Annotated in this window: 21 protein-coding genes and 1 riboswitch; of the genes, 14 read left to right on the top strand and 7 right to left on the bottom strand. The window is 60.1% G+C overall.

The features are described 5' to 3' along the window. Nucleotides 1-16: 16 nt before the first annotated feature. The gene (gene aceK, locus AUP74_RS01785) at nt 17-1,768 is read right to left on the bottom strand and encodes a bifunctional isocitrate dehydrogenase kinase/phosphatase (RefSeq protein WP_069946054.1); all 1,752 of its coding nucleotides are present in this window, start codon (nt 1,766-1,768) and stop codon (nt 17-19) included. A gap of 95 nt (nt 1,769-1,863) precedes the next feature. On the opposite strand from aceK, the gene AUP74_RS01780 reads away from it, so the two are divergent. Continuing rightward, nucleotides 1,864-2,472: a MarC family protein gene (locus AUP74_RS01780; RefSeq protein ID WP_069946053.1), complete on the top strand. Its 609-nt coding sequence runs from the start codon at nt 1,864-1,866 to the stop codon at nt 2,470-2,472. Between the two features lie 24 nt (nt 2,473-2,496). Here the strand turns inward: AUP74_RS01780 and AUP74_RS01775 are convergent, their stop codons facing one another. Continuing rightward, nucleotides 2,497-4,419 carry a PhoX family protein gene (locus tag AUP74_RS01775; RefSeq protein ID WP_069946052.1) on the bottom strand — a complete coding sequence of 641 codons (1,923 nt, stop codon included), beginning with the start codon at nt 4,417-4,419 and terminating at the stop codon, nt 2,497-2,499. 232 nt (nt 4,420-4,651) lie between these two features. Between AUP74_RS01775 and AUP74_RS01770 the strand changes: the two genes are divergently transcribed. From AUP74_RS01770 to AUP74_RS01760, 3 genes are all read left to right on the top strand, one after another. After that, complete coding sequence (locus AUP74_RS01770) at nt 4,652-7,261, top strand: TonB-dependent receptor (RefSeq protein ID WP_069946051.1); 2,610 nt, start codon at nt 4,652-4,654, stop codon at nt 7,259-7,261. 129 nt (nt 7,262-7,390) lie between these two features. Then, the gene (locus AUP74_RS01765) at nt 7,391-9,316 is read left to right on the top strand and encodes a phytase (protein WP_069946050.1); all 1,926 of its coding nucleotides are present in this window, start codon (nt 7,391-7,393) and stop codon (nt 9,314-9,316) included. A gap of 105 nt (nt 9,317-9,421) precedes the next feature. Beyond that, nucleotides 9,422-9,961, top strand: a complete 540-nt coding sequence (locus tag AUP74_RS01760) for a hypothetical protein (protein WP_069948639.1) — start codon at nt 9,422-9,424, stop codon at nt 9,959-9,961. A gap of 22 nt (nt 9,962-9,983) precedes the next feature. Here the strand turns inward: AUP74_RS01760 and AUP74_RS01755 are convergent, their stop codons facing one another. The 3 genes from AUP74_RS01755 to AUP74_RS01745 all read right to left on the bottom strand — a co-directional run bounded on the left by AUP74_RS01755 (nt 9,984) and on the right by AUP74_RS01745 (nt 12,691). Next, nucleotides 9,984-10,691 carry an outer membrane beta-barrel protein gene (locus AUP74_RS01755; RefSeq protein ID WP_069946049.1) on the bottom strand — a complete coding sequence of 236 codons (708 nt, stop codon included), beginning with the start codon at nt 10,689-10,691 and terminating at the stop codon, nt 9,984-9,986. 100 nt (nt 10,692-10,791) lie between these two features. Continuing rightward, a complete protein-coding gene (locus AUP74_RS01750; protein ID WP_083260757.1) occupies nt 10,792-11,454 on the bottom strand; it encodes a replication protein P in 663 nt (220 codons plus the stop codon). Next, entirely contained in the window at nt 11,369-12,691 is a 1,323-nt protein-coding gene (locus AUP74_RS01745) for a DnaT-like ssDNA-binding domain-containing protein (protein ID WP_069946048.1), read from the bottom strand. Before AUP74_RS01745 ends, AUP74_RS01750 begins: the two co-directional genes overlap by 86 nt. 161 nt (nt 12,692-12,852) lie before the next feature. Here AUP74_RS01745 and AUP74_RS01740 point away from each other — a divergent pair, with 161 nt between their 5' ends. From AUP74_RS01740 to AUP74_RS01720, 5 genes are all read left to right on the top strand, one after another. Further along, entirely contained in the window at nt 12,853-14,055 is a 1,203-nt protein-coding gene (locus AUP74_RS01740) for a permease (RefSeq protein WP_069946047.1), read from the top strand. Between the two features lie 70 nt (nt 14,056-14,125). Continuing rightward, entirely contained in the window at nt 14,126-16,369 is a 2,244-nt protein-coding gene (locus AUP74_RS01735) for a heavy metal translocating P-type ATPase (RefSeq protein WP_069946046.1), read from the top strand. Further along, a complete protein-coding gene (locus AUP74_RS01730; protein WP_069946045.1) occupies nt 16,369-16,743 on the top strand; it encodes a cupredoxin domain-containing protein in 375 nt (124 codons plus the stop codon). Before AUP74_RS01735 ends, AUP74_RS01730 begins: the two co-directional genes overlap by 1 nt. A gap of 227 nt (nt 16,744-16,970) precedes the next feature. Next, nucleotides 16,971-17,927 carry an alpha/beta fold hydrolase gene (locus AUP74_RS01725; RefSeq protein ID WP_069946044.1) on the top strand — a complete coding sequence of 319 codons (957 nt, stop codon included), beginning with the start codon at nt 16,971-16,973 and terminating at the stop codon, nt 17,925-17,927. Next, entirely contained in the window at nt 17,924-18,961 is a 1,038-nt protein-coding gene (locus AUP74_RS01720; protein ID WP_069946043.1) for an alpha/beta hydrolase family protein, read from the top strand. The genes AUP74_RS01725 and AUP74_RS01720 overlap by 4 nt, the downstream gene beginning before the upstream one ends. Here the strand turns inward: AUP74_RS01720 and AUP74_RS01715 are convergent. Next, the gene (locus AUP74_RS01715; protein ID WP_069946042.1) at nt 18,958-19,722 is read right to left on the bottom strand and encodes a PepSY domain-containing protein; all 765 of its coding nucleotides are present in this window, start codon (nt 19,720-19,722) and stop codon (nt 18,958-18,960) included. The genes AUP74_RS01720 and AUP74_RS01715 overlap by 4 nt on opposite strands. Beyond that, entirely contained in the window at nt 19,719-20,441 is a 723-nt protein-coding gene (locus AUP74_RS01710) for a hypothetical protein (protein ID WP_069946041.1), read from the bottom strand. The genes AUP74_RS01715 and AUP74_RS01710 overlap by 4 nt, the downstream gene beginning before the upstream one ends. Nucleotides 20,442-20,677: 236 nt before the next feature. Between AUP74_RS01710 and ppk2 the strand changes: the two genes are divergently transcribed. The 5 genes from ppk2 (at nt 20,678) to AUP74_RS01685 (ending at nt 25,743) form a co-directional block, all read left to right on the top strand. Next, nucleotides 20,678-21,451 (top strand): polyphosphate kinase 2, encoded by a 774-nt coding sequence (ppk2, locus tag AUP74_RS01705; protein WP_069946040.1) that lies wholly within the window; start codon nt 20,678-20,680, stop codon nt 21,449-21,451. A 295-nt stretch (nt 21,452-21,746) separates the two neighbouring features. Beyond that, the gene (gene radA, locus AUP74_RS01700; protein WP_069946039.1) at nt 21,747-23,141 is read left to right on the top strand and encodes a DNA repair protein RadA; all 1,395 of its coding nucleotides are present in this window, start codon (nt 21,747-21,749) and stop codon (nt 23,139-23,141) included. Then, nucleotides 23,131-23,988, top strand: a complete 858-nt coding sequence (locus AUP74_RS01695; RefSeq protein WP_069946038.1) for an ABC transporter substrate-binding protein — start codon at nt 23,131-23,133, stop codon at nt 23,986-23,988. The genes radA and AUP74_RS01695 overlap by 11 nt, the downstream gene beginning before the upstream one ends. Next, entirely contained in the window at nt 23,972-24,967 is a 996-nt protein-coding gene (locus AUP74_RS01690) for a FecCD family ABC transporter permease (RefSeq protein ID WP_069946037.1), read from the top strand. The genes AUP74_RS01695 and AUP74_RS01690 overlap by 17 nt, the downstream gene beginning before the upstream one ends. Continuing rightward, a complete protein-coding gene (locus AUP74_RS01685; RefSeq protein ID WP_069946036.1) occupies nt 24,967-25,743 on the top strand; it encodes an ABC transporter ATP-binding protein in 777 nt (258 codons plus the stop codon). Before AUP74_RS01690 ends, AUP74_RS01685 begins: the two co-directional genes overlap by 1 nt. A 65-nt stretch (nt 25,744-25,808) precedes the next feature. Beyond that, a riboswitch (cobalamin riboswitch) is annotated at nt 25,809-25,966 on the top strand. Nucleotides 25,967-25,987 lie beyond the last annotated feature (21 nt).

The following is a 25,987-nucleotide window of genomic DNA, read 5'->3' as shown; positions in this document are numbered from 1 at the left end:
CACTATAGCCGTTAACTCATTCTTTGGACTTGCGGGCGGATTGGCGCTTGAAGCGCCATGCGCGTCGGTAGGGGAAGGCGCTCTCGATATGGCCGGCGCGGATGCGCTCTTGCAGGTGCTGCCAGTAGCGGTAGTCATACAGGTCGCTGTGTTCATCCTCGAACGCCTTGCGGGCGATGGGGTTGCCGGAGAAGAACAGGCGGAACTCTTCCGGGAAAACATCCGCCTCATCCACGGTATACCAGGGCTGGTCGGACAGCTCCTGTTCGGCCGTGCGCGCCTCGGGAATCTTGCGGAAGTGACAGTCGGTCAGCGGGCAGAGCTCGTCATAGTCGTAAAATACCACCCGGCCGTGGCGGGTGACGCCGAAATTCTTGAGCAGCATGTCTCCGGGGAAGATATTCGCCGCCGCCAGCTGCTTGATGGCATTGCCATACTCCTCCATCGCTTCACGGGTTTCTTCATCGCTGGCGTGCTGCAGGTAGAGGTTGAGCGGTTCCATGCGCCGTTCCACATACAGGTGTTTGATGATCACCCACTTGTCATCCATCTCCAGCTTGGAGGGTGCCACTTCCTGTAGTTCTGCCAGTAGCTCCTCGCTGAAGCGATTGCGGTAGAAGATAAAGTTGGAATATTCCTGGGTGTCGGCCATACGCCCCACCCGGTCGGAACGGGATACGAACTTGTACTTCTCCCGCACGATTTCCTCGGTCACCGTTTTGGGACGGTCGAACTTGTCCTTGATCACCTTGAACACCACCGGATAGGAAGGCAGCGTGAACACGCTCATCACCATGCCTTTGATACCGGGAGCGATGATGAACTTGTCGTTGCTCACTTTCATGTGGGCGAGGATATGGCGATAAAACTCCGTCTTGCCGTGCTTGTGGAAACCGATGGAGTTGTACAGCTCCGAGCGCTCCTTGAGCGGCATGATGGTGGAGAGAAAGCGTACAAACCGGGAAGGAATGGGCGAATCCACCATGAAGTAGGAGCGGGTGAAACTGAAAATGATGCTGGCCGAGTCGTTGCTGTAGAGTACGGTGTCGACAAAGATGGCGCCGCGCCCGTTATTCAGGCACGGCAGTAGCAGCGGGATCACCTCGCCACCGAACATCATGCGCCCGACCAGGTAGGCCGCTTTGTTGCGGTAGAACACTGATTCCAGCATGTCCACCCGCAGTTTTTTCTCATTCTCGAGACCGGCCAGCGGCCCCTCGCGCAGGGCGGAGCAGATATTCTCCACATCCCGCTGCAGGTCCTCCCAGGGCGCGGAGAAACCGTAGTCGTTGAGGATGTCCTCGATCATGTACTCGAGGCCATCGCGCCCGCTGTAGCTGATGTAGATGCTGTAGTCCCGCAGCGGCTTCTCGTCCGGCGCCCTTGAGGACTTCACGAAGATATTGCTGTCGTGGATATGGGCGTGCTTGAACTGGTTACAGAACACCGAGTTGAAGAAAGTCTCGGCGATCTCGTAGTTGTTGTGGTTGGCAATCAGCTGGGCAAACGTGGCGCGGGCCTCGCGCCAGATTTCCAGTTCGTTGGTGTCCTTGCTGGTGACCGAGTGCACAAGCTTAAGCACCTGCAGCACCTTGGTCTTGTAGATATCGATACGCTCTTTATTGGCGTGATGTACCGCCTGCCAGGAGGCGGTTTCAAAGCGCGCCTTTGCCCCCAGCGTGATGTTCTGGAAATCCGCAAAGTAGGCATCGAAGCCATTGAGGATGGTTTTGGCGATTCTGCGCGCGGTCGGTGAGTGATTGGTCATGCACTAGACTTCAGATTCAGGTCCCCATTCACGATTCCCGGGCCACAGGCCCGCAGGAATCAAGCCGATAGTAGCACGGTGCGTCGGAGCCTCCCTTGAACGATTGGATCAGCAGCTTTGTCTTTTTCTTTGCTGTCATCGACCCGGTGGGGACGCTGCCGGTCTTTATTGCCGTTACCGCCCGACATGCCGAATGGCAGAAGCGCAAGATCGCCCTGCTGGCGGTACTGGTGGCATCGGCAATCTTGCTGTTTTTCCTGCTGGCTGGGCAGTACCTGCTGGAAACCATCGGTGTGCCGCTTTCGGCGTTCCAGGTGGCGGGCGGTGTGGTGCTGTTCCTGTTTGCCCTGACCATGATCTTTGGTGAGGGCAAGCCGGAACAGGAAATGGGGATCGTCAAGAGCGGCCACGAGACGGCGATCTTTCCTCTGGCGGTACCGTCTATTGCGTCGCCGGGGGCCATGCTGGCGGCGGTCGTGCTGACGGACAACTATCGCTTTGACCCCATCCACCAGTTTCGCACCGCCACAGCCATGTTTGCGGTGCTGGGCATCGTGCTGATGCTGTTGCTCACCGCCCAGTGGATCTTTCGCTTTATCGGCGATTGTGGCGCCAGCATCGTTAGCCGGGTGATGGGGCTGATTCTCGCCTCCGTCGCCACCACCAACGTACTCCTCGGCATACAGCAGTTTTTCTCAATCTGAGATCCCTCCCTGGCGGACGCTGCTTCAGCTGCCCACCCGCTTGCCATCACGACGGGAAATCGCCAGCACCGACGGGCGCGGCGGCAGGTTAGGGTCGTTGTCTGGCCAGCGGTGCAGGGGGTTGTCGAAGGTGGAGCGGCCGCTGTCCGCCGGGTGCTGCACGGCGACAAAGAGCGTGGTGCCATCCGGGGTGAATTCCGGGCCACACACCTCGGCCCCCTGGGGGCAGCCGAAGAAGTGTCGGGGGGCGGCGCGAAGTTCGCCCTCGGTGGCCATGACCCAGAGACCGTCGTGAAAGCCGAAGTCCTCGCAGCCGTCGGTTGCGATCCACATATTGCCGAGTGGGTCGAAGGCCACATTGTCCGGGTTGGCAAACCAGCCGTGAGACGAGATATTGCCGGGGCTCTGCTGGCCGTAGGCGCCGCGCTCGCCGGGATCCTCGGCATTGGGATTGCCCCCGAGCAGGAAGGTGTTCCAACGGAACTGGTCACTGACATGATCCCGTTGACCGTCGACCCCCGGCGGAACGATTTCCAGCACGTGGCCGGTGGCATTTTTGGGGCGCGGGTTGGCGGCATTGGCCACAGTGCGACGCTTGTTTTTGGTCAGCATCACATAGGTGCAGTCGTTGACCGGGTTGGTTTCGACATCCTCGGGCCGATCCATTGGGGTGGCGCCCAGCAGTGCGGCGGCGCGGCGGGCATCGATCAGCACGTCTGCCTGGTTGTGAAAGCCATTCTCTGGCTTCAGCGGTCCCTGCCCGAACACCAGTGGCAACCACTGCCCGGAACCATCCTCGTTGAACTGGCCGGCAAACAAAGTGCCCTCCACGAGCAGGGTACGGTTGTGGGTATCCTGACCGGGTAAATAATTTTGCCGGGAGACATAGCGGTAGACGAACTGGTGTTCGTCGTCGTCGCCGCCATAAGCCACCACCTGTTGGCCGGGTTTACACGCCAGGGTGAAGCCCTCGTGCTCGAAGCGGCCCAGGCTGGTGAGTTTGCGCGGTTGCGACTCGGGGTCGTAAGGGTCGTATTCCACCATCCAGCCGAAGCGGTTGGGCTCATGGGCTTCCTTCTCGATATCGAAACGGTGGTCGTGGTCGCCCCAGTTACGGTTTTCCGGCGAGATACCGAAACTGTGATGGTTCAGTGCCTCCACCGGGTCGGCAATATTGTCCGGATCGCCCTGGAAAGCGCCGCCGAAGCCCTCCTCGGCAATCAGCACTGTGCCCCAGGGAGTCTTGCCGCCAGCGCAGTTACCCACAGTCCCGAATACTTTTTTACCGGTGGGGTCCGCTTTCGTCTGCAGGCGCTGGTCGCCGGCGGCGGAGCCGACGATCTCCATCGGCGTTGAGAGAGTGATGCGGCGGTTGTAGGGGCTGTCCAGCACCGGCTGCCAGCCATCGGCCGTTTTTTCAATCTCGGTAATGGCATGGCCACAGGCGGCCTGCTCGATAGCGACATGTTCGGCACTGACACCACGGGTGGCGCTGTACTCATCGTTGTAGCCGGAAAACATCAGATGCGGCTGCGTGTATTCATGATTGACGCACAGCAGTCCCCGCGCGCTGTTGCCACTCGCCAGATGGCGCGCGTTTTCTCCAAGACCTGCTTCGCTATCGAGGGGCATAAACGCGATGAAGTCATTGTTGTAACCGAAGCGCCGGGCCTGTGATGCGGCATCCAGTTTTACCGGGTCAAATGTATCCTCACTGGGGTGGAGTGGATCACCCCAGCGCAGCAGGATGTCGGCGCGATACTCATCGGGCAGGTGGTGATTGTTGTCCAGGCGGTGCGGAATTTCGGTAAACGTCAGTCCAGCCGGGTCGTCACTTTTGTTGCGGGTACAGGACGATAACAGGCTACTGGCGGCACCGGTTGCGGTGAGGGCACCAATCGCTTTGAAGAGCGTGCGACGGGATGGATTTGGCGGCAGCTTTTTCATTTTTTCTCCGGCTTATTCCGTGTCAGTGATCCAGGCCCGCTGTCACAGATTAGTAACCTGTTAGTAGTTTAGTGGATCTCGAATTCTGCCTCTGCGCCGTGACAATTCGGTGAACGACCGAAAAACACTGCGATGCCACAATCTTCAAAAAACTGTCACCCAAAGTTAACGCTGGGTGTCTAGTCTGCGCCCCCATCGAAGACTTCCAACTAAAAAAGGGAATGGGGACGTTATGAAAAATCGATCGACTCGAGCAGCTCTCGTTGCGGTGCCGTTGACGGCCATTGCCGCAGCGGTTATTTCCGTCAATGCCAGCGCCCAGGCCGGCGACGACAAAATGGAAACTATCGAGGTTACTGCCCAGGCGGCCAACGCCAGCAGTGACATCGACCGCCAGCGCAATTCAAACAAAATCGTTGCCGTGCAGACCTCCGATGCCATCGGTGAACTGCCTGATGCCAACGTAACTGAAGCACTGCAGCGTATGCCCGGTGTCTTCATCGCCCGTGATCAGGGTGAAGGACGCTTTGTCGGTGTGCGTGGTATCGATCCGAACCTGAACGCCGCCACCATCAATGGTGTCAGCCTGCCCGCGCCGGAAACTGACAGCCGCGCCGTGGCTATGGATGTTATCCCATCTGACCTGCTTGCCAGCCTGGAAGTCGTAAAGACCCTGACTCCGGACATGAGCGCAGACTCCATCGGTGGTGCCATCGAGATCAAGAGTCTGAATGCCCTGGGCCAGAGCGGACAGCAATTCAAGCTGAGCGTTGAAAACAGCTACAGCACACTGCAGGAAGAAAACAGCCCGAAACTCGCCGGCACGTTCACCAACGTTTTGGAGCTGGATGGTGGTCGCCAACTGGGTGTTGCCATTGCAGCCAGCCACCAGGAGCGGAAGTTCGGCTCTGAGAACATTGAAACGGATGGCACCTGGGAAGAATTTACCGCGGCAGACGGCTCTGAAGCCTTCGGTGCTGCTGAAATTGAACAGCGCGATTACACCGTCAACCGTGAGCGCACCGGCCTGGCCGCTAACTTCGACCTGCGCCTGAGCGAAACCAGCCAGTTGTTCCTGCACAGCCTGTATTCCGACTTCTCCGACGCGGAAGAGCGCCAGCGCAACTCCTGGAAGCTTGACGAGGAGAACGACGATCCGGCAACCATCACCGCCAATTCTGCAGTCTGGGAAGATGCGGCACTGGACAAGTCACTGAAAGATCGTTTCGAAGAGCAGGAGATCCTGTCCCTGGTTGTTGGCGGTGAGCATGACCTGGACCTGTGGGGCGTTGAGTACGCGCTGGGTTACTCCCACGCTGAGGAAGCCGAGCCACATCGCCGTGATACCGCTTTCGTCCAGGAAGGCCTGCAGCTGGGTTATACCAGTGCCGGTGAGAAGCCCACCCTGGCTGTCGGCGCCGGTGACCTCGACGCGGCCATGAATGCCGCGCTCTATGAGCTCGACGAGGTGGTGATCGAAGACAACTTTACCGAGGATGAGGAAGTCAGTTTCCGCATCGACATCACCCGTGAAATTCAGGTGGCCGGTAACCCGTCTGAACTGAAGTTTGGTCTGCACGAGCGTCGTCGTGAAAAGTCGGGCGACCTGAACGCTGTGATCTACGATGGTTTGGGTGGCGACTACACGCTGGCCGACTTCGCCATGAACAATGTTGACTACGGCCTGGGTGCCTTCGGTCCCGGTATCAACATGGGCGCACTCAACAGTTTCATTGACGCCAACCTGTCAAGCTTCGAGGTGGACGAGACAGATACCGCTCTGGACTCTGCTCGTGACTACGCCATGAACGAAGACATCTCTGCGCTGTACGTGATGAACAGCATCGAGATGGACCGTGCCCAGCTGGTTTACGGTGTTCGTTACGAGCTGACGGATTTCTCCGCTGAAGGCAACCGCGTGGTTGAGTCCGGTGAAGCTGTTCCCGGTGCGGAAGAAGTGGCGGAAGATGTTTACGTTTCCGGTGTCAGCTATGCGCGTGATTACAGCAACCTGTTCCCGAGCGTCAACTTCAAGTACGACTACACCGATAACATCGTATTGCGTGCCGCTTACACCGAGTCTTTGTCCCGTCCGTCTTTCGGTGCCCTGAACCCGTCTCCGGAAGCCATCGAGTACGATGAGGGCGAGCTGGAAGTGGAAGCGGGCAACCCGGGCCTGGCCCCCTATGAGGCCCAGAACCTGGACTTCTCCGCGGAGTACTATGCCGACACCCTGGGCATGTTCTCTTTGGGTGTTTTTCACAAGCGCATCGATAACTTCATCGTCACTGCCGACGTTGCCAGCACCGCCGACTACACCCAGTTCGTGGGCAGCCTGCCGGTCGATGAAGCGGAGATCCTGCGGCCGATCAACGGCGACACCGCGACCCTGACCGGCGCTGAGCTGGCCTGGACCCGTGGTTTCGACAACGGCCTGCTGCTGCGTGCCAATGCCACTTTCGCAGACTCTGAAGCCAGCCTCGGCCTGGGCCCGGATGCGGATCGCGGTGACAAGGTCTCTCTGCCTTCCCAGGCGGACATGGTGGGTAACTTCATCATCGGTTATGAGCGTGATGCCCTGAGCCTGCGCTTGGCAACCACCTTCAAAGGTGAGCGCCTGCTGGAAGTGGACCTGGGTGACGCTGCCGGTGACCGTTACGAGTCTGAGCACATGCAGGTTGACCTGTCTGCCAAATACCGTTTCAACAACGGACTCCAGCTGACCTTCAGTGGTGTGAACCTGACCGATGAGCCCTTCTACGTAGAGAATGCCGGCTACAACGGTCAGTACGAAGAGTACGGCCCGACCTACGTGCTAGGCCTGACTTACAGCACTTTCTAAGGACTGTACGCGGTATTCCGGTAAGAAACCCGGCCCTTCCTGGAGGGCTGGGTTTTCTGCTATCTGTCCTGTGAATCGGTTAAGTTTGAAGTCGGACACAGGTCGCTGAAACAACAAGAAATGAAGGCAATGGCGAAACAATCTCTAATCAAATTTCTGTCGGTCGCGCTTCTCTCTGGTCTACTGGCAGCTTGCATTGATTCGATCGGTTCGGCTCAGGGAACAAACATCGCATTAAAACCGCAGGGATCTCTCAACCTGTCCGGCGTGGCTTCGAGTCAGCTGGCACCGGTGGGTTTCGGGGACGAGGAATACCTGCTGTTGGCCAGCGAAACGAAGGGGTTGGTTCTCGTTTCGACTGAAAGCGCTGAATTGGCTTCACTCGGCCATGGCAGTGCCGAGCGCTTTGCATTGCACAGACAACCGGATGGCGGTTGGCTGATTATCAGCGCGGACGAGTCGCAGGCTGCCCTGCAGGTTTTCTCCCTCGCGCTGGAAAGCGGCGGTCAGCCGAAGTTCAAACTGCTGGCGAGCCAGTCGAGTCCTGTGCCGATTGCGGCACTCTGTTCTGCCGCTCAAGGCTCGGCCACACAGCTGTTTGCGATTGATGAAAATGGCCTCGGTCACGAGTACCGTATTTACGCCGCAGAAGGGCGTTGGGGTATTGCCGAAGTGAGATCCCTGCACTTCGGTGAGCAGGTATCGAGCTGCGCGATCGATGAGCGCCGCGAGCAGCTGCTGGTGGCCCAGCCGCCGCTGGGCATCTGGCAAATGAATGCCAGTGCGGAACGCGATGAGTCCCGTCGCGTATTTCTGGCTGGAGAAAAACTGCAGGGTGAGTTTGCCGGCCTGTGGCTGGATGCGAAGCGGGACCTGGCCTGGCTGGCGGCGGGGGACACTCTCTCGGCCCATTCCCTCGAAGAAAGTGGAAAGCAGGTCTTTTCCGCAGCACTGGATGATCTCGAGCCGGTCTCTGTTGTAATTGCGTCCGGAAAACTGGCGTTTCTCGAGGAAGAAGCGGAGCAGATTTTTGTTGCCGACGCCGGTGCTCTGCCGATGGCCACCGTGGCCAAGAAAGAAGAGGCTGTGACGACTTACTCGATCAGTGCCCGAGCCGAAACGACTCCGGTAGGTTCCGGTGGTGATGCGGCCGATGACCCGGCCATCTGGATCAATCCTACTGATGCTGCGAAGAGCCTGATCCTCGGCACTGATAAGAAAAGTGGTTTGAATATTTATAACCTCGACGGTGAGTTGCTGCAGTCCTTTGCCGTCGGTCGCGTCAACAATGTCGACCTGCGCCCAGTGAACCATCCGCATTACCAGGCGATTGCGGCCGCCTCCAACCGCACAACACCGGGTGTCAGTCTGTTTGGCATCAGTGTTAAAGGTGAAGTGGAGTCTCTCGGCCTGCAAACGATGGATTTGAAGGACCCCTACGGATTGTGCCTGTACCAGCAGGGTGCAGATCTGTTTGCCTGGCTTTCGGACAAGGAGGGCGGTCTGCATCTTGTGGAGATCCAACTGGCAGAAGCTCGGGGCCAGTGGCAGCTGCGCCGGCGGGCTGACCTGCCGGTGGAGAGCCAGGTGGAGGGCTGCGTTGCCGATGACGAGCGCCGTATGTTGTTTTTCGGTGAAGAGGATAAAGGGGTATGGCGGCTCGACATTGCCGCGTTTCTTGCGGGCGAGGGCAGGCCTGAGCTGATTGCCCCCGCGGACGGGGAGCGGCTGGTGGCAGATGTGGAGGGACTCGACCTCTACCTGCAGGGCGACGACAGTTTTCTGGTGGTGTCGAGTCAGGGTGATAACAGCTACGCGCTCTTCAGCCGTGACGGCAGTGAATTCGTAGGGCGTTTCCGCGTGGTTGAGAACCTCGATCTGGGTGTCGATGGCAGCTCGGAGACCGATGGCCTGGCGGTGACTAGTAAAGCCCTGGGACCCGATTACCCCGCTGGACTGTTAGTTGTGCAGGACGGTCGTAACCGCATGCCGGCGGAGGCTCAGAATTTCAAACTGATCTCCTGGGCGGATATCGGTGCGTCACTGCAGCTCTGAAGAAACGTGGGGACGGTCTCCTCTCACCTGCTGTGAATGGCGGTACTGTGCGGTGCGCTGGTGCCGCCATACAATGCAGTCGGTGAGACAGGAACCGCGACTCTTATGAAAATCGAGACTGAGATTCCCCTGCTGGAGGCCTTGCTGGCGCCCTGGAAGGAGACCATCGGCGATGAATATATGGGATATCGCAACCATGTGTATCGCATGGTGCACTGCTGCCTGGCGCTGGGAAATTACAGCGATGAGGAGCGGCAGAAAATCCTGATCGCCGGTGCCTTCCACGATATCGGTATCTGGATTGAGGATACGGTGGATTACATCGAGCCTTCGGTACCGCCGGCCATGGCCTACCTGAGGGATAACGGTCTCGAACAATGGAGCGATGAGATCCGCTTGATGATTACCGAGCACCACAAGGTGCGCCCCTATCGGGGAGAACATGCCAGGCTGGTGGAGTCGTTTCGCCGCGGTGACCTGGTGGATTTCACCTGCGGCTTGGTGTCATTCGGGCTCGATAAACAGGAACTGAAGGCCTTGCGGGATGCTATCCCCAACGCCGGTTTTCACCGTGCGCTGGGGCAGCGCGCCTGGCGCTGGTTCCTCAAGCATCCGCTTAACCCTACCCCTATGATGAAGTGGTAACCGTGGCCACGCGGGCCGCCGTTTAAAAGTGCAGGCTCCAGCCCAGCGAGACAGTTTCCAGGTCGTAAGTGCCGCGTAAATCATCGGAGCCGATATCTTGGAATGTTTCCCATTCCGCCCTGATGGTCCAGTTGTTTTCATTGCGGTAGCTGATGCCCGCACCGTAGCTCCAGTGAAAACCGCTGTCGGCTTCTCTGGCGCGGCCGCGAATCTCCACCGGCACTTCCTGGATCTCACCATCTTGTTCGATCGGTACCAGCACCTCGCCCCGTTGCCGCTCCGAGAGCTGTCCCATCCAGAATCCGCCACCGGCCTTGGCGAACACGCTGGCGCCATCAAACAGCGGCAGGTGACCCACGGCATAGGCTGTGGCCAGGCGTGTCTCGATCTCGTCCTCCACTCGCAGGAACTCGCCCCGGGCATTGGTGAGGGTGAAGCCGATCTTGTTGTCGTCCAGCTGTTGCACCGAGGCTTCCACGGCCAGGCTGGGGGTCCAGCGCCAGCCGCCGTAGAGTTTGACGAGTTGCTCGGCGCCCTCACAGCCACGTTCGGCGACGTCCTGGCTGTCGGTGTCGAAACGGCTGATTTGTGCATCCACCGAGTCGCAGAAGCCCTGCTGATCGGCATTGCCGAAGCTGAGTCCGGCGTACCGGTGAGAGTAGAAGTCGGCGCTGGCCAGGGAAGGCAGCGCCAGTAGGGGTACCGCTAGCAGAAAGGTGGGCCGGTTCATGGCGTTACCTGCTGGCTGAGAATGATTTGTTGTCTCGGGACCTCCGATGGCCCCTGTCCGTTTCCCTACGACGGAAACGTAAAAAAAGATGAACCCCGGATTACAGATCCAGTTCCGCGCGCAGCGCCGCCAGTTTTTCGGCGTTTTGTTCCTTGGAGAGCGGCTTGCCCGGATTGTCCTCTAGTCGCAGCTGTTCCGGTGCCGGGAGTTTCTCCCCCTCGAGTACCCGGGCGCAAATCTTGCGGTAGTGCTCGGCAAAGACCGGATAGGCCACGGACTCCGAATTGTTGGCGAGGAAGAACCAGTTGGCCTCGCGGCCGGCGTGGTAGACCGCCGGGTGGCTCCAGTGGTAATTGGCTTTGGGGCTGGGCGCGTTACAGGCTTCGCGGTAGGCCGCGCGCGCTTCCGGCAGGCCGTTGTCCCCGGCGGCACACAACTGCAGCATCTTGTGCACGGTGGGCAGGTATTCGCTCTGTTTGATGGCCCGCTTGGCTCCGGCGACGATTTGCTCGGGGGTAAAGGCCTCCAGGGATTCCAGCCACAGGCGCTTGGCCAAGTGCAGGGTCTCGGTATCGGGGAAAGCGGCATTGAACTGGTTGTGGTAGCTCAGCTTCAGCAGCCCGAACACTTCATTCAGGGCGCGCTTGCGCTCGTTCAGCTGCGGATTGGCGTCACCACTACCAGTTTGTGTCCGTGACGATGTCGATGACTGATCTGTCGCGGGTGCGTTGGTTGTCGGTATTGGTGTGTTGCTGCTTGCCATTAGATTGTCCTATCGCCAGCTTGTTGCGCTCTGCCCACTGGTAGCGCGCATGACGCACGAAAACGGCGTCCCAGCTTTTGCGCGCGGCGTTCTGGCCGCGCCAGTAAATAATGAATTCGGGTACCAGGGACAGGGCGAAGTCCCGGTCTATTTCACACTGGTTGACCAGGTGACTCAAGCAGTCGCCACTGGGCTGCCAGTGGCGGGAGATGGGCTTGGCCACCGGGTTCTTCTCGATCCCCTGGCAGTAGTAGGCCCACTCCTCGCGGGCATACTCAATGAACAGTTCCCCCCAGCGGGCACTATGGCCGCCGCGCTCCAGCCACTTGTAGATGAACTCGGGTAGCAGTTCGGCGGCAAAGCTCGGGTTGATGGCCAGCCGGCGCAATTGCTCCCAAGTGTGCTCACTGGGCTGCCAGTCCCGGGTCATCGCCGTGGGTTTGCGCTTCTCAATAAACGGGGTGTCCTGCTTCTCCCAGTCTTCCATGATCCAGTCGTTGAATTCCAGATCCCAGGAGATGGACTGTTTACCGCTGGAACGGTGATAGTCGAGGAAGCGCTGCAGGCCCCGCTGTACGAAAGTGCTGGGCACCCCTTCATCGGCCAGCTTGCGCAGGGTGTCCTCGCCAGGATACCAGCCTTCCTGCAGCGGTTGCTTGCGCTGGGCGGTGGCCCGGTAGGCCTCCCACTTGCTCTTCACCTGCTTCAGGAACAGGGCGCCGAAGGAGTGGCGGGACTCGCCGCGCTCGCGCCAGTAGGTGACGAACTCGGGCAGCTGCTCGCGGACGAAGTGTTCCGGCACACCCAGCTGGGCGATCCGTGCCTGGGTCTCCTGGTCCGGTTGCCAGTTGGGGGCGATGGTGTTGGCGCTGCGATGGGGTTGCGCGGGCGGCGCAGCAGGCGCGGAGGGCGCGGTTTCCGGCGCGCGGTGCTCGCCGGGGAGGGCGAACTTCAGCAGGCCGCTGCTACCGTAGGGGGCTGAGCCCAGCAGCAGGGCACCGTGGTTGCGCAGGCTGGTGGCCACCCGCTGGATATCCGCCGGCTGCCAGAAGGGCAGCAGTTGCTGCAATTGTTCTGCTTCCACGCTGTACCAGTCGCGCCCCGGGTGGGATTCCACCGGCAGGAAGGGCAGCATGTCACTGAGGGCGGTCAGCAGCACCGCCTCCTCCAGGCCGAGGGTGGCGGCCAGAGTGGGAGACAGGCAGAGCGGGCGTTCCGGGAGCAGGGGGTGTTTCATGGCGCGATTCTAACACTCCCCCCGGGCCTTTGCGCAGGGGCGGGGTTGGTTATCAGGATGTCGTGACTGACCCTTCGTTCAGGGTGTTGCTATGCTCAGGACTGACTGCTGGTGACTGGCGGCAGGGGGAAGCCGGCCGCAGCAGAGGGAGGCACGCTAGAATGGAGACTTTTCTAGACAACTGGCACCAGGCGGCCATCACCACTCTGGGCCTGTTCTGGATGGCCTTCTGGGCCTTCGGGCTCGGTTACCTGATCAGCAGCATGATCCAGGTATTCGTCACCCGCGAGCGCATGCGCAAAAGCATGGGGGAAGCGGGGGCCAAGAGTGTCGGGCTGGCCACCTTCTTCGGCTTTATCTCCAGTTCCTGTTCCTTTGCCGCCCTCGCCACAACCCGGGCCCTGTTCGCCAAGGGCGCGGGGCTTGTGCCCTCCCTCGCTTTTCTTCTTGCCTCCACCAATCTGGTGATCGAACTGGGCATTGTGATCGCCGTCTTCCTCAGCTGGCAGTTCGTGGTGGGGGAATACCTGGGCGGGCTTTTGCTGATCCTGCTGATGTGGCTGCTGGTGCGCCTCACGTTGCCCAAGGGGCTGGTCGATAAGGCGCGCGAGCGCGCCCGGCAGGCAGAGGACAGCGGTGGAGAGGGTGGCGAGCCCCCTGACTGGCAGAAGCTGATCCGAAGTCGCAGAGGCTGGCGCCGGGTGGCGAACAAATACGTGATGGAATGGCACATGGTGTGGAAGGACGTCACCGTGGGCTTCACCGTCGCCGGTATTATTGCCGTGTTTGTGCCCCAGTCGTTTTTCCAGAGCCTGTTTGTCGGCGCTGGTCAGCCCGACCCCGCCTTCTGGGAAGTGTTGCTGCAGTGCCTGGTCGGCCCCGTGGCCGCATTTTTCACCTTCATCGGCTCCATGGGGAATATTCCCCTGGCGGCGGTGCTGTTTGATAACGGGGTGGCCTTTGCCGGCATCATGGCGTTTATCTTCAGCGACCTTGTCGTGTTACCGGTGCTGCGTATCCAGGCGCAGTATTATGGCTGGAAGATGGCCCTCTACATCCTGGGAATATTTCTCGTCATCCTGGTCTGCTCGGCACTGTTGCTTCACTACGGCTTTTCGTTTTTCGATCTGCTACCGAGCCATGACAGTGCAAAAAAAATGACGGAGCGTGAGTTTTTCAAGGTTGACTACACACTGTTCCTGAATTTGCTGTTTGCGGTGGTCGGAATCTTTTTCCTGATCTGGCGCTGGCGGGACAAGGGTTTGCCGGGGCTTAAGACCGACAGTCTTTCCGAGCGAGTACTGCTGGTGCTCGCCACTGTGGCAATCACCTGGCTAGCGATTGGTGCGCTACTGCCAGTCTGACCTATTCCATTTGCATCGGGGTGGGTTAGTGGCGTTATGCTTCGAGCCCAAATAGGGGATTGGAGTGCACATGTCTGACGCCAAGCAAACCTTTCATCTCGAAGGTGCCTCCTGCGCCGGTTGCGTGCGCAAAATCGAGGGCGCGCTGGCGGAGGTGCCCGGAGTGGAAGATGCCCGGGTCAATCTTGCCGATAAGACTCTGCTCGTTCACGGCAACGTTGCGCCGGATGCCTGCATCGCCGCAGTAGAGAAGGCCGGTTACGGTGCCGAGCCGGTGCGGGTGAGCGAGCGCGAGCGGCGTGAGCAGCAGCGGGCTGAGGAACACCGGCATTACCGCGATCTCCTGAAGCGCTGTGTCATCGCCCTGGGGCTGGGCATCCCGCTGATGGCCTGGGGCATTCTGGGCGGCGAGATGATGGTCAATTCACCCGGCCAGCAGCTGGCGTGGGGGGCGGTAGGTCTGCTGACGCTGGGGGTGCTGGTTTACTGCGGTGGGCATTTCTTTACTGGCGCCTGGCGGGCCTTCCTTCATCACAATGCCAATATGGACACCCTGGTGGCATTGGGCACCGGCACTGCCTGGGCTTTCTCCATGCTGGTGGTCGTTGCTCCGCAGTTGCTGCCGGAGGCTGCTCGCCACGTTTACTTCGAGGCCAGTGCCATGATCATCGGCCTCATCAACCTGGGCCAGGCACTGGAGTTGCGCGCGCGCGGCCGCACCAGCGCGGCAGTGGAAAAGTTGCTCGAATTACAGGACCCCACTGCGCGTGTTGTGCGTGATGGACAGGAACAGGATCTGCCACTGGAACAGGTGGAGGTTGGCGATCTCGTTCGTGTAAGGCCGGGGGAGAAGATCCCGGTGGACGGCACCGTCGACGAGGGCAGCAGCCTGGTCGATGAATCCATGCTCACGGGTGAACCGGTGCCGGTGAAAAAAGCCGCGGGGGATTTTCTCTCGGCGGGCACTCTGAACAAGAACGGCACCCTGCTGTTCCGGGCGGAGAAGGTGGGCGCAGAGACGCGTCTGGCACAGATCATCGAGATGGTCAAAAACGCCCAGAGTTCGCGGGTGCCGATCGCCCGCCTTGCCGACACCATCTCTTCCATCTTTGTGCCGACCGTGATGATCATCGCGGTGCTGGCGGCACTTGTCTGGTTCAACTTCGGTCCCGATCCCCGTGCTGCGCACACGCTGGTGGTGCTCACGTCGGTACTGATCATCGCCTGCCCCTGTGCGCTGGGCCTGGCTACGCCCATGTCGGTCATGGTCGGCGTCGGCAAGGGCGCCGAATACGGGGTGCTTATCCGCAACGGCAAGGCACTCCAGCAGGCCAGTAGTCTCGACACGCTGGTGGTGGACAAGACCGGCACCCTGACCGAGGGTGCACCGCGGTTGACGGAAATCGAGACCGATGCCGCTTTCGATGGCAGTGAGAACGACCTTCTGCAGCTGCTGGCGAGCCTGGAGCAGGGCTCCGAGCACCCGCTGGCGGAGGCAGTGCTCTCTGCGGCGCGCGACAGAGAACTGCAACTGCTGGAAACGAGTGATTTCGAAGCGATCACGGCCCACGGCGTGCAGGGTACTGTCGGTGGCAGGCAGGTGCTGCTGGGCAATCGCAAGTTGATGGAGCGCGAAGCCATCGACATTGGCGACTGGCAGAACAAAGTGCGGGAGCTTGGCGAAAAGGGCAGTACCGCAATGTACGCGTCGGTAGATGGCAAGATGGCGGGTTTGATTGCAGTGGCCGATCCATTGCGTAAGGATGCGGCTTCGGCCATCGAGCGCTTACAAAAATTGGGTCTGCGCATTCACATGCTGACTGGCGACAATCAGGGCACAGCCAATGCAGTCGCAAAGCAGCTCGGTATCGACAGTGTGCATGCCGAGCTGCAGCCGGAAGACAAGGAACGCATAGTTGGCGAACTTCAGAATAGCGGTTCCCATGTGGGTATGGCCGGCGACGGAATCAATGACGCACCGGCACTGGCGCGAGCCGAGGTGGGCTTTGCTATTGGTGCCGGCACGGATGTGGCCATCGAAACCGCTGATGTCACCCTGATGCGCTCATCACTGCAGGGTGTTGCCGATGCAATCGAACTGTCCCGCGGCACGCTGCGGAATATCAAGCAAAACCTGTTTGGAGCCTTTATTTACAACGTGCTGGGGATTCCCATTGCGGCGGGTGTCCTTTATCCATTCACAGGTGCGCTGCTGAGTCCCGTCATTGCTGGCGCGGCGATGGCTTTTTCTTCGGTGACTGTAGTGAGTAATGCGAATCGACTGCGCTGGTTCAAGCCGGAGGGGACTGCCTGATGCTGACAATAATCGTGAATATCTTCGGCCTTTTATTGATTGCGGCAATCGTATGGTGGTTTTGGCTCGCTGGTAAGAGCGGGAAATCCGCAGTCTCGCAACCGGTCTCTGCAGCCTCTTTGGAAGTCCTTGTGAAGGATGGCGTTTACGAGCCGGACCACATCCGCTTGCCGGCGGGCAGACCGGCCACGCTGAAGTTTCGCCGCGAAGACCCCAGTCCCTGTGCCGAGTATGTGCTCTTCCCGGATCTGGAAGTCAGTGCGCAACTGGCGGTGAACGAAGTCACCGAGGTGCACCTCCCCGCAGCGGAGCCAGGCAAGTATCCCTTTACCTGCCAGATGCAGATGTACCGCGGGGTGCTACTGGTTGAGTAGCCCCACCAGAATGTTTTGGAAGCGTGTGACCCGTAACCTCCAGACCATATATACAAATCCCTCCCCAACCCGCGCGCCCACTTCATCATAAGTCGGGCGCTTCCAGTGCAAAAATTGATAAAAGCCATATTTGAGTGTCATTAACTCTGGATCGCCCCGCCAGATAAGACGATCTTTACGGGTTGCGCTGCAAAACAAATAACAAAAGCTGGGAAAGCGAGGTGGTCATGATGGCTTATGTCTGGAAATGGTCAGTGCGTCTCCTGGGGGCAGTGTTGGCACTGCTGCTGTTGTTTTTACTCTATGGTGGCTACGCATACCGGGACCATGCACTGCGGGAAACAGAGTTCACCCGCGGAGTTTCCTACCTGGATGTGGGCCCGGCGGAAATCGCTTACCGTGTCGAGGGCCTCGATCACAAGGGCGAGACGCCGGTCATTCTGCTCCACGCGATGTTTTTCCATATGGGCATGTGGGATGACTGGGCAGCCGAACTGGCCCTGAGCCGGCCTGTTTATCGGTTCGATGTGCCGGGCCATGGGCTGTCGTCACTGTCAGAGGATGGCGACTATTCCCTGCAGGGCACCATGAATGCGCTGCAAGCCCTCATGGATCATCATGAGATCGACAGGGCCATCCTGGTCGGCGCATCCATGGGGGGGGCGACCCTGTTCAATTTTACCGCCGCCAATCCCGAGCGGGTCGAAAAGCTGGTGCTGGTCAATTCCGGTGGCCTCGAGGGGCATGACCAGGCTGATAGTGGTGGCCTGCCGGATGGGGCTTACTGGGTATTGCGCTATATGCCCGACTGGTCCCTGGATCAGTTTGTCGATTGGTTGACTGCGGACAATCACGCCAGCGAGGCATTTAAATCCGACTTCATCCGCGGATTCAGAAACCTCGATATCAGGCGCGGCATTATTGGCCGTATGCAGGACTTCAAATCTCCCGACACTGTCGCGGTGCTGCCCCAGATCCAAGTGCCGACACTGGTGATGTGGGGCGAGAAAAACCCGCAGCTACCCGTGGCCCAGGCAGGCCGTTTCAAAGAGCTGATTGAGCGCAGCGGCAACCCGGTGACTTTGCGCATCTATGAAGGTGCGGGTCATTTACTGCCCGTTGAAGGGGAGAGCGCTGCGATCCGGGACCTGGTCGCATTTCTTGATCGGGAGGACGAGCAGTGAAAACGCTCAAGCGATTGGTACTGTCTGTCCTAGTGCTACTGGCGGGTAGTTGGGGAATCTACACGCTGGTGTTCAAGCCCGCACCGGTGATCCTGGCTGAGGCCAGGTCGATGCCAGTAGAGGCAGACTTGTCCTCCATCTATGGTCTTGAGTCCGGTCCCCATGGAGTAACGGTGATCCCGGAAATGACGCTTGAGACTCCGGATGGACCGTTAACTCTGACCGCTTTCCACCCCGAAACGGCGGGGTCCTTTCCCCTGTTGCTTTTTTCCCATGGCAACTTTTCAGACCGGCGCTCCTACGATCGCATCATCCAGCACTGGGTCAGTCATGGATATGTGGTGTTGGCTCCGGATCACCTGGACGCGGGAGGTATGCTGAATGGCATCCTGGCGATGACCCGCTATGGTCAGGATGGGGTGTTGAAGCAGCGCCCCCGGGACCTGATCAACGTCCTCGAGGGCCTCGATGCGCTCGCGGCGCAGTCTGAGCAATTGGACCGACGTATCGATCGCAGCAGGGTAGCCGCTACCGGCCACAGCTTTGGGGCTTTCACTGCTCAGATGCTGGGGGGTGCCGATGCTGCCGAGCCGGAGGGAGGCCCGCGTTTACGTGACCGCGATGCCCGCATTCAAGCCGTGGTGGCCATCAGCCCTCCGGGGCCCATGTTCGATATGATCGATGAGCAGAGCTGGAAAAATATGACGATTCCGCAACTGGTCACTACTGGTACCTGGGATGTGGAGGAGCGATTCTTCAGGGACTGGCGGCTTCACGCCATGAGTTACGAGCGCGGTGCTCAGGGGTTGAATAATTTGCTCGTGACAGAGGGCGCCGACCACTATTTCGGTAATCTGATTTGTCGTCTGCAGCGAGAGGCTGAGCCCCAGCAACACGCACTGATGGTGGCCAACGCTGTCAGCCTTGCCTTCCTCGATGCGCAGTTGAAAGGAAGCCAGCAGGCCCGGGAGTTTCTGGAGTCGGGTACACTCCGAGCCGTCACTGAAGGGTTTGCACAGGTATCGCAGCGTTAGCTTTGCTGTGCTGCGGCTCGGCTTTTGTCAGTCCTGTGGCCACCATGCGGCGAAGCTGACCTCCTACGGCGTAGGCCTCGCGACAACATCCGGCTCAGAAGGACTATCCCGGAAATTACCAGCCACAGACTGGCAAATCCGATCAGCACGATCAGCGGGTTGTTGAAATTGTCCCGGGTCCGGTAGTCCATCGTGTGGAGCATCCAGAAGAAATCGAACAGCCGCCAGGTATCGGTGCGGCGCTCCAGAATTCGTCCATCCGCAGCGGAGATATACAACGTGGTGCCGTAGTCGTCATCGGCTTGCACTCGCCACATGGCTCCGTTGTGCTTGCGGGTTTCCAGTGTCGGGCCATCCAGTTTTACCGGGCTGCCGAGCAACTCCTTGTCCCCGGCATAGTCACTGGCAGCTATATGCGCGACCAGTTCACTGTCGAGTTCAAACAAGTAACCGCTGCGGGCGTCCCGTAGTTCGGTATAGCGAGCAGTCTCAATCCGGTATAGGGGGCGGCCGAATTGGTGCGTAAGTTCAATGTTCAGCACAGTATCTGCCGGGTAGCGTGCGGCCATCGCCTCATGGCCGAGTAGAGCCCGGGGCGCCATCAGGCTGTTGCTGCGTTGCGGTTCAGTTACTAAATGCCGGCCACTAACTAGTGCGGGATCGAGGAGGCTGAATATCAGTCCACTGACGAGCCACACCAGCAGCTGCAGACCGACCAGGAGGCCGAGCCACTTATGTATGCGGGTAACTATGCGAATCATGCGGTTGCCCTCCTGCGCGCTCGCCGACGTTTTCTGATCCGGAAACTGAACGGCAGCAGGACCGCGCCGCTGAGCACACCGACAAGACCGAAAATTATCAGGATACGGAGTAGGGGGTTGGTCACGTCCGAGCGCTCGTCATAATCCATGATGTGCAACATCCAGAAAAAGTCGAAGACGCGCCAGTAGTCGTGCCGGCGGGTGACCAGTGCGGCTGTGTCCGGGTCGATATAAAGGCTGGTGCCGAAACGGTCGTCGAAGTCGACTCGCCAGACAGGCAGGATCCGCGCGGGAATTTCGGAGGGCGGGTTTTCGGTAATCAGGCGTGTGCCCGCTATCGTTCCGCTGCCGGCGTAATAATGGCGCGCCAGCTGGGACGCGGCTGGCGCATCGATAGGTAAAACTTCAGTGCCGTCTAAGGCATCGTGACGATGCTCCCCCTCTGCGTCTCTTACCACATAATACGGCTGTCCCTGAACAACCTTCAGCTGCACTGACTTTACTGCTTCGTGCCCGCCAATGACTCGTGCCGTGGGGTAGAGTGGCCGGGAAAGCTCCGGCAGGGGTTCTTTGAGGGTTCTTACCAGGTGGTCGCCGTGGATAAAGTCCAGGTTCATCACCACCATGTAAAAACCACTGGTGACCCAGAGCACCGCCTGTACGCCGATCAATAGGAAAACCCATTTGTGCACTTTGCGGAGTTTGGGTGCCAGTTTCATTGTTGTTCTCTGAGGGGTTAGGGCACGCAGTCGTGGCGCGGTTTCTAGCGATGATACCTGCCGGTAGCGTCGATGTGAAAAACGATGCCGGGGCGTCCGCTTTATGACCGGAATGACCAACGATTCCTCGCAAGGGTGGGAGTGTCGGAGGCTATAGTCAGGCTGACAGGGGCGATGCCGCAGTAGTTCGATTCGGCGTTGCCGTGTGGGTCCAGGAACTACGGCAGGTGTGCAGGATGACAAAGAGCAAGGGTGGGAATGGGAACTACAAGGACGAATTGCGTCATCTGCAAATCCGGCTGGTTACACTGCAGCGACATTTGATTGAGCACGATCTGCAGATACTGGTCCTGTTTGAGGGGCGGGATGCGGCCGGCAAGGACGGCACCATCAAGCGCATCACAGAACACCTGAGCCCGCGGGAGACCCGGGTGGTAGCGTTGGGCAAACCCTCGGACCGGGACAAGTCCAGCTGGTACTTTCAGCGCTATGTCGCCCAGTTACCTTCAAGGCAGGAAATGGTGCTGTTCAATCGCAGCTGGTACAACCGCGCCGGTGTCGAGCGGGTCATGGGTTTCTGCACCGACCAGGAGTATCGGGAGTTTATGGATTCGGTGGTGCCCTTCGAAACCATGTTGGTGCGTTCGGGCATTCAGATCATCAAGTACTACCTGGACATCGACAAGCAAGAGCAGAAGAAGCGCATGAAGGCCCGCAAGGTGGATCCGCTCAAGCAGTGGAAGGTCAGCCCTGTCGACGAGGTTGCGATCAGTCAATGGGACGAATATAGCCAGGCCCGCAATGAAATGTTTGCCAAGAGCCACAGTGAGCTGGTGCCCTGGTATGTGGTGCAGGCCGATGATAAAAAAGTGGCGCGCCTGAATGTGATCCGCCACCTGCTGAATGTGGTGGAATGCCCCGAGCGGGATCAGCGCGGCGACCTCGCGGATCCGGATATCGTCTTTCCCTACGACGGGGCACATCTTTTGAGTGGCAAGATCGCGCCTTGAGGCGCAGCACGCGAGAGATCAACACCGGCTGGATATAAAGTGCTGATCGGACAGGGAGCCGGTGTGCCCGATAGATCGCTGTAGCCCTCGCGATCGATCCCCTCACGATACCAGCCGGTCCGGCCGGAACTGGTGCCTTTGGCAGGATGCGCTCCACCCAACCCCCGATTGATGATCCCCGCCACATGGCCAGTGACGGGGTGGCGCGCTGCGCCGGGCGGGTTTGGCCGGGCGCCCTCGATACGAGGTAATATACGCGGCAGTTTTTCAGCGAGCTATAAACCGGGGGCTGGCCGTGGCCAAAAAAAGCAAAACCGCCTATGTCTGCAATGAGTGCGGTGCCGACTATTCCAAGTGGGCCGGCCAGTGCAGCGCCTGTGGCACCTGGAACAGCCTCAGCGAGGTGCGTCTGGGCCCGGAGCACAAGGACAGCCGCTCGGCCAACTTCACCGATGCCCAGGCCGGTTACGCCGGCGCCGCCGGTGCCGGCAAGGTACAGAAGCTTTCCGAGATCGATCTGACGGAATTGCCGCGCATCCCCACCAATGCAGGGGAGCTGGACCGGGTGCTGGGCGGCGGTCTGGTGCCCGGCTCCGTTGTACTGATCGGCGGTCATCCGGGTGCCGGCAAGTCCACCGTTCTGCTGCAGACCCTGTGTCAGCTGTCCCAGACTATGCCGTCGCTCTACATTACCGGTGAGGAATCCCTGCAACAGGTGGCCATGCGGGCCAAGCGCCTGGGATTGCCCGCCGACCATCTGCAGATGCTGTCTGAGACCGATGTGGAGCGCATCTGCCATATCGCCAAGGAAGTGCAGCCCCGGGTGATGGTGGTGGACTCCATCCAGGTGATGCATATGAGTGAGGTGCAGTCGGCGCCGGGGTCTGTGGCCCAGGTGCGCGAGAGCGCTGCCTACCTGACCCGCTACGCCAAGCAGACGGGCACGGCGCTCATTCTGGTGGGTCACGTGACCAAGGACGGCAGCCTCGCCGGCCCCAAAGTCCTCGAACATATTATCGATTGCTCCATCCTGCTGGAGGGTACCCACGACTCCCGTTTCCGCACCCTGCGCGCTCACAAGAACCGCTTCGGTGCGGTCAACGAACTGGGTGTATTCGCCATGACCGAGCAGGGCCTCAAGGAGGTTTCCAACCCCTCGGCAATTTTCCTGCAGCGGGCAGAGGAAGTGGCGGCCGGTTCGGTCGTGACTTCCGTGTGGGAGGGCACCCGCCCCCTGCTGGTGGAACTGCAGGCGCTGGTGGATGACAGCAGCCTGGGCAATCCGCGTCGGGTGGCGGTGGGGCTCGACCAGAACCGTCTCAATATGCTGCTGGCTGTGCTGCACCGCCACGGCGGAGTGCTCGTGGGCGACCAGGACGTGTTCATCAATGTGGTGGGCGGGGTCAAGGTGATGGAGACCAGTGCCGACCTGACGTTGTTGCTGGCGGTGGTTTCCAGTTTCCGCAACCGGCCGCTGCCACGCGATCTGATGGTCTTCGGTGAGGTGGGCCTGTCGGGGGAAATCCGCCCGGTGCCTTCCGGTCAGGAGCGCCTGCGGGAGGCCGCCAAGCACGGGTTCCGCAAGGCCATCGTGCCCGCCGCCAATCGCCTGAAGAACGATATCGAGGGCATGGAGATGGTGCCGGTCAAGACACTGGCCGAGGCACTGGCGGCCATCGATGCCGCCTGAAGGTGAACCCCGGGCCGCGGCAGGGCTCTTCCGCCCGTGCCTGTTGCTGGCCGCACTGCTGTGTACCGCTTCGTCAGTGGCAGCCGAGCGGATTGCATCGCTGAACCTGTGCCTGGATCAGCTGTTGCTGGACTGGGTGGATCACGAGCGCATCGTTTCGGTGACCTGGCTCTCCGCCAACGATCACTATCGCCGCGCGCCGTTGCCCGAACATGTTGCATTGAACCGCGGACACGCCGAGGAGCTGCTGGGCCTGGAGCCGGACCTGGTACTGGTAGGCCAGTACGGCGCCGGCCGCGCAGCGGAACGCCTGCGGCAACTGGGGGTGCGGGTCGTCACCATCCCTGATGCCTACAACCTGGCGCAGTTGCAACAACAGCTGCAGGTGTTGGGATCGGAGCTGGGCGAAAATGCTGAACTTAGCCACCAGTCCCGTCGCCTCAAACAGATCCTGCAGCAACCGCTGCCGGCAGAGCCGGTTTCCGCAATGATCCTGTCGGCCAATAACATCACTTATGGCAGCGGTATGCTGGAGCACGAGTTGCTGGAGCGCGCCGGCTTTCGCAACCTGGCTCCTGAACTCGATGACGGCAATAGCGGGCAGCTGCAGCGGGTGATGCTGGAACAGGTGATCGCTGCCGAACCGGATCTGCTTGTACTTTATGGCGGTGAGCAAGCATTTGCCCTCGCACACCTGGCTGCCCGTCATCCGGTCATGCGCCGCTATGTAGACAGCGGCCGCGTCTTTACCCTGCCTGCGGAACTGGGTTTCTGCCCCGCACTGGTTGCCGCCGACGTCCTGGAAGACCTCAAACAGAAGCGAGAGAGCCTTGTTAGACAGCAATAAGACCGCACTCGGTCTGCTGACGGCGGCCTTGCCGCTGGCATTGATCGCGGCCCTGATGAGCGGCCCGGTGAGTATTGATCTGGCGGCAGCGCTGCGCGAAGGCTGGCAGAGCCAGACTAGCGATGCCGTGATCCTGTGGCAGTTGCGCTTGCCGCGGGCGCTGCTTGCCATTCTGGTGGGCGCTGCTCTGGGTATGGGCGGCGCCGCCATGCAGGGCATGTTACGCAATCCCCTGGCCGAGCCGGCGCTTCTGGGGGTGAGCAGTGGTGCGGCGCTGGCGGCGATACTGCTGCTCTATTACGGCCTCGCGTGGCAGTCCGGCTGGTGGTTGCCGCTGCTCGCCATTGGCGGCGCATTTGTGGCAGTGCTGAGTGTCTGGGTGCTGGCCGGTCGCGGCGCCAGTGCCAGCCGTCTGGTGCTGGCGGGTGTGGCCATCAATGCTTTTCTATCGGCGCTGATGGCCCTGGCCTTGAATTACGCCCCCAGCATGTTCGCCATGCAGGAAATCGTTTTCTGGCTGCTGGGCTCCCTGGCCAACCGCGGTTGGGATCAGCTGCTGCTGTCACTGCCATTTATTGTTGCCGGTGGGCTGCTGCTGTTCGCCTGTCGTAATTACCTGCGGGCGCTGACTCTCGGCGAGGCCTCTGCGGCTTCCCTGGGGTTCGGAGGTCGACGCTATCCGCTGGCTCTGCTGCTGGGCATCGCCGCGGCAGTGGGTGCTGGGGTTGCAGTGGCCGGCACGATCGGTTTTATCGGCCTTGTCGTGCCGCACCTGATGCGACCGCTGGTGCGTCAGGACCCGGCGCGGCTGCTCTGGGCCAGCGCGCTGTGCGGCGCCCTGTTACTGTTGCTTGCCGATATTTTCGTGCTGAATTTTGTCGGTGCGCAGGAACTGCGCATTGGTGCGGTGACCGCATTTATCGGTGCACCATTTTTCTTCTGGCTGATTGTCAGCGCGCGCCGGGGAGGGGCACTGTAATGACCGCGTCCTGTGACATTGCCAGCGTCGCCTGTCGTGAACTCTCCCTCCAGCGTCACGGGCAGCGAGTGCTTGATAACGTTACCTGCGCCTTTCACCCGGGTGAGCTGACGGCAGTGGTCGGCCCCAACGGGGCGGGCAAGAGCAGCCTGCTGCAGTTGCTCGCCGGTGTGCTGGATGCTTCCGCAGGGGCGGTATCCATCAATGAACAACCCCTTGCCGAGTTTTCCGCGGCGGCGCGTGCGCGCCTCTGTGCCTATTTGCCCCAGTCCGAGCTGCCCGCCTGGAGTGTCACCGGTGCCGATCTGGTGGCTCTGGGACTATTACCCTGGGGGCGAGTGAGCGATCGCAACGAGCGCATTCACGCTGCGCTGGAACGGGTGGACGGGAGTGATTTCGCCGCGCGCGCAGTCACCCGGCTATCCGGCGGTGAGCTGCGTAGAGTGCAGCTGGCGCGCTTACTGGTGGGAGAAGCGCCCCTGTTGATTGCCGATGAGCCCACCGCCGCGCTGGATATCCGTCACCAGTTACAGTTGCTGCAAACCCTGCGCGGTATTGCGGACAATGGCAAAACGGTGGTTCTCGCCCTGCACGATCTGTCTCTCGCCGCGCGCTTCTGTGATCGAGTTATTTTGCTCGATGCGGGACGACTGCGAGCCCAGGGTACGCCCCGGGATGTCTTCACTCCGGCCATGATCGGTGAAGTCTATGGGGTGACCTGTGAATTCCGCTGGCGCGATGGGGAGCCGGAATTTGTCGTCTTTGACCTGATCTGATGATCGATAGCTCTCTGCGCCGAAAAGAAAAAGAATTCCTCCAGTCACAGCTCCTGTAGCCTGATATACTCCCCTCCGCTTTGGGTGCCCAGCAGTGCAATTGCACTTGGCTGGGTTAAACGGGAAGTCCGGTGACGTCATTCGACCAGTCCGGCGCTGCCCCCGCAACGGTGAGCCGATCCATTTCGGCAAGCCCGATACCGGCCCTCAGCAGTTCGAGGATAAAGCGGAGGGCTTTGTCTGG

Source organism: Microbulbifer aggregans, assembly GCF_001750105.1.
In the GTDB taxonomy this organism is placed as follows: domain Bacteria; phylum Pseudomonadota; class Gammaproteobacteria; order Pseudomonadales; family Cellvibrionaceae; genus Microbulbifer; species Microbulbifer aggregans.
Note: the sequence above shows the minus strand (reverse complement) of the source record. Positions and strands in the feature narration are given on the sequence as shown.

Coding starts and splice junctions, on each gene's coding strand:
- aceK (WP_069946054.1), bottom strand. CDS start 1,768: ATGACCAATCACTCACCGACCGCGCGCAGAATCGCCAAAACCATCCTC.
- AUP74_RS01775 (WP_069946052.1), bottom strand. CDS start 4,419: ATGAAAAAGCTGCCGCCAAATCCATCCCGTCGCACGCTCTTCAAAGCG.
- AUP74_RS01770 (WP_069946051.1), top strand. CDS start 4,652: ATGAAAAATCGATCGACTCGAGCAGCTCTCGTTGCGGTGCCGTTGACG.
- AUP74_RS01765 (WP_069946050.1), top strand. CDS start 7,391: ATGGCGAAACAATCTCTAATCAAATTTCTGTCGGTCGCGCTTCTCTCT.
- AUP74_RS01760 (WP_069948639.1), top strand. CDS start 9,422: ATGAAAATCGAGACTGAGATTCCCCTGCTGGAGGCCTTGCTGGCGCCC.
- AUP74_RS01755 (WP_069946049.1), bottom strand. CDS start 10,691: ATGAACCGGCCCACCTTTCTGCTAGCGGTACCCCTACTGGCGCTGCCT.
- AUP74_RS01750 (WP_083260757.1), bottom strand. CDS start 11,454: ATGGCAAGCAGCAACACACCAATACCGACAACCAACGCACCCGCGACA.
- AUP74_RS01745 (WP_069946048.1), bottom strand. CDS start 12,691: ATGAAACACCCCCTGCTCCCGGAACGCCCGCTCTGCCTGTCTCCCACT.
- AUP74_RS01740 (WP_069946047.1), top strand. CDS start 12,853: ATGGAGACTTTTCTAGACAACTGGCACCAGGCGGCCATCACCACTCTG.
- AUP74_RS01735 (WP_069946046.1), top strand. CDS start 14,126: ATGTCTGACGCCAAGCAAACCTTTCATCTCGAAGGTGCCTCCTGCGCC.
- AUP74_RS01730 (WP_069946045.1), top strand. CDS start 16,369: ATGCTGACAATAATCGTGAATATCTTCGGCCTTTTATTGATTGCGGCA.
- AUP74_RS01725 (WP_069946044.1), top strand. CDS start 16,971: ATGATGGCTTATGTCTGGAAATGGTCAGTGCGTCTCCTGGGGGCAGTG.
- AUP74_RS01715 (WP_069946042.1), bottom strand. CDS start 19,722: ATGATTCGCATAGTTACCCGCATACATAAGTGGCTCGGCCTCCTGGTC.
- AUP74_RS01710 (WP_069946041.1), bottom strand. CDS start 20,441: ATGAAACTGGCACCCAAACTCCGCAAAGTGCACAAATGGGTTTTCCTA.
- ppk2 (WP_069946040.1), top strand. CDS start 20,678: ATGACAAAGAGCAAGGGTGGGAATGGGAACTACAAGGACGAATTGCGT.
- AUP74_RS01695 (WP_069946038.1), top strand. CDS start 23,131: ATGCCGCCTGAAGGTGAACCCCGGGCCGCGGCAGGGCTCTTCCGCCCG.
- AUP74_RS01685 (WP_069946036.1), top strand. CDS start 24,967: ATGACCGCGTCCTGTGACATTGCCAGCGTCGCCTGTCGTGAACTCTCC.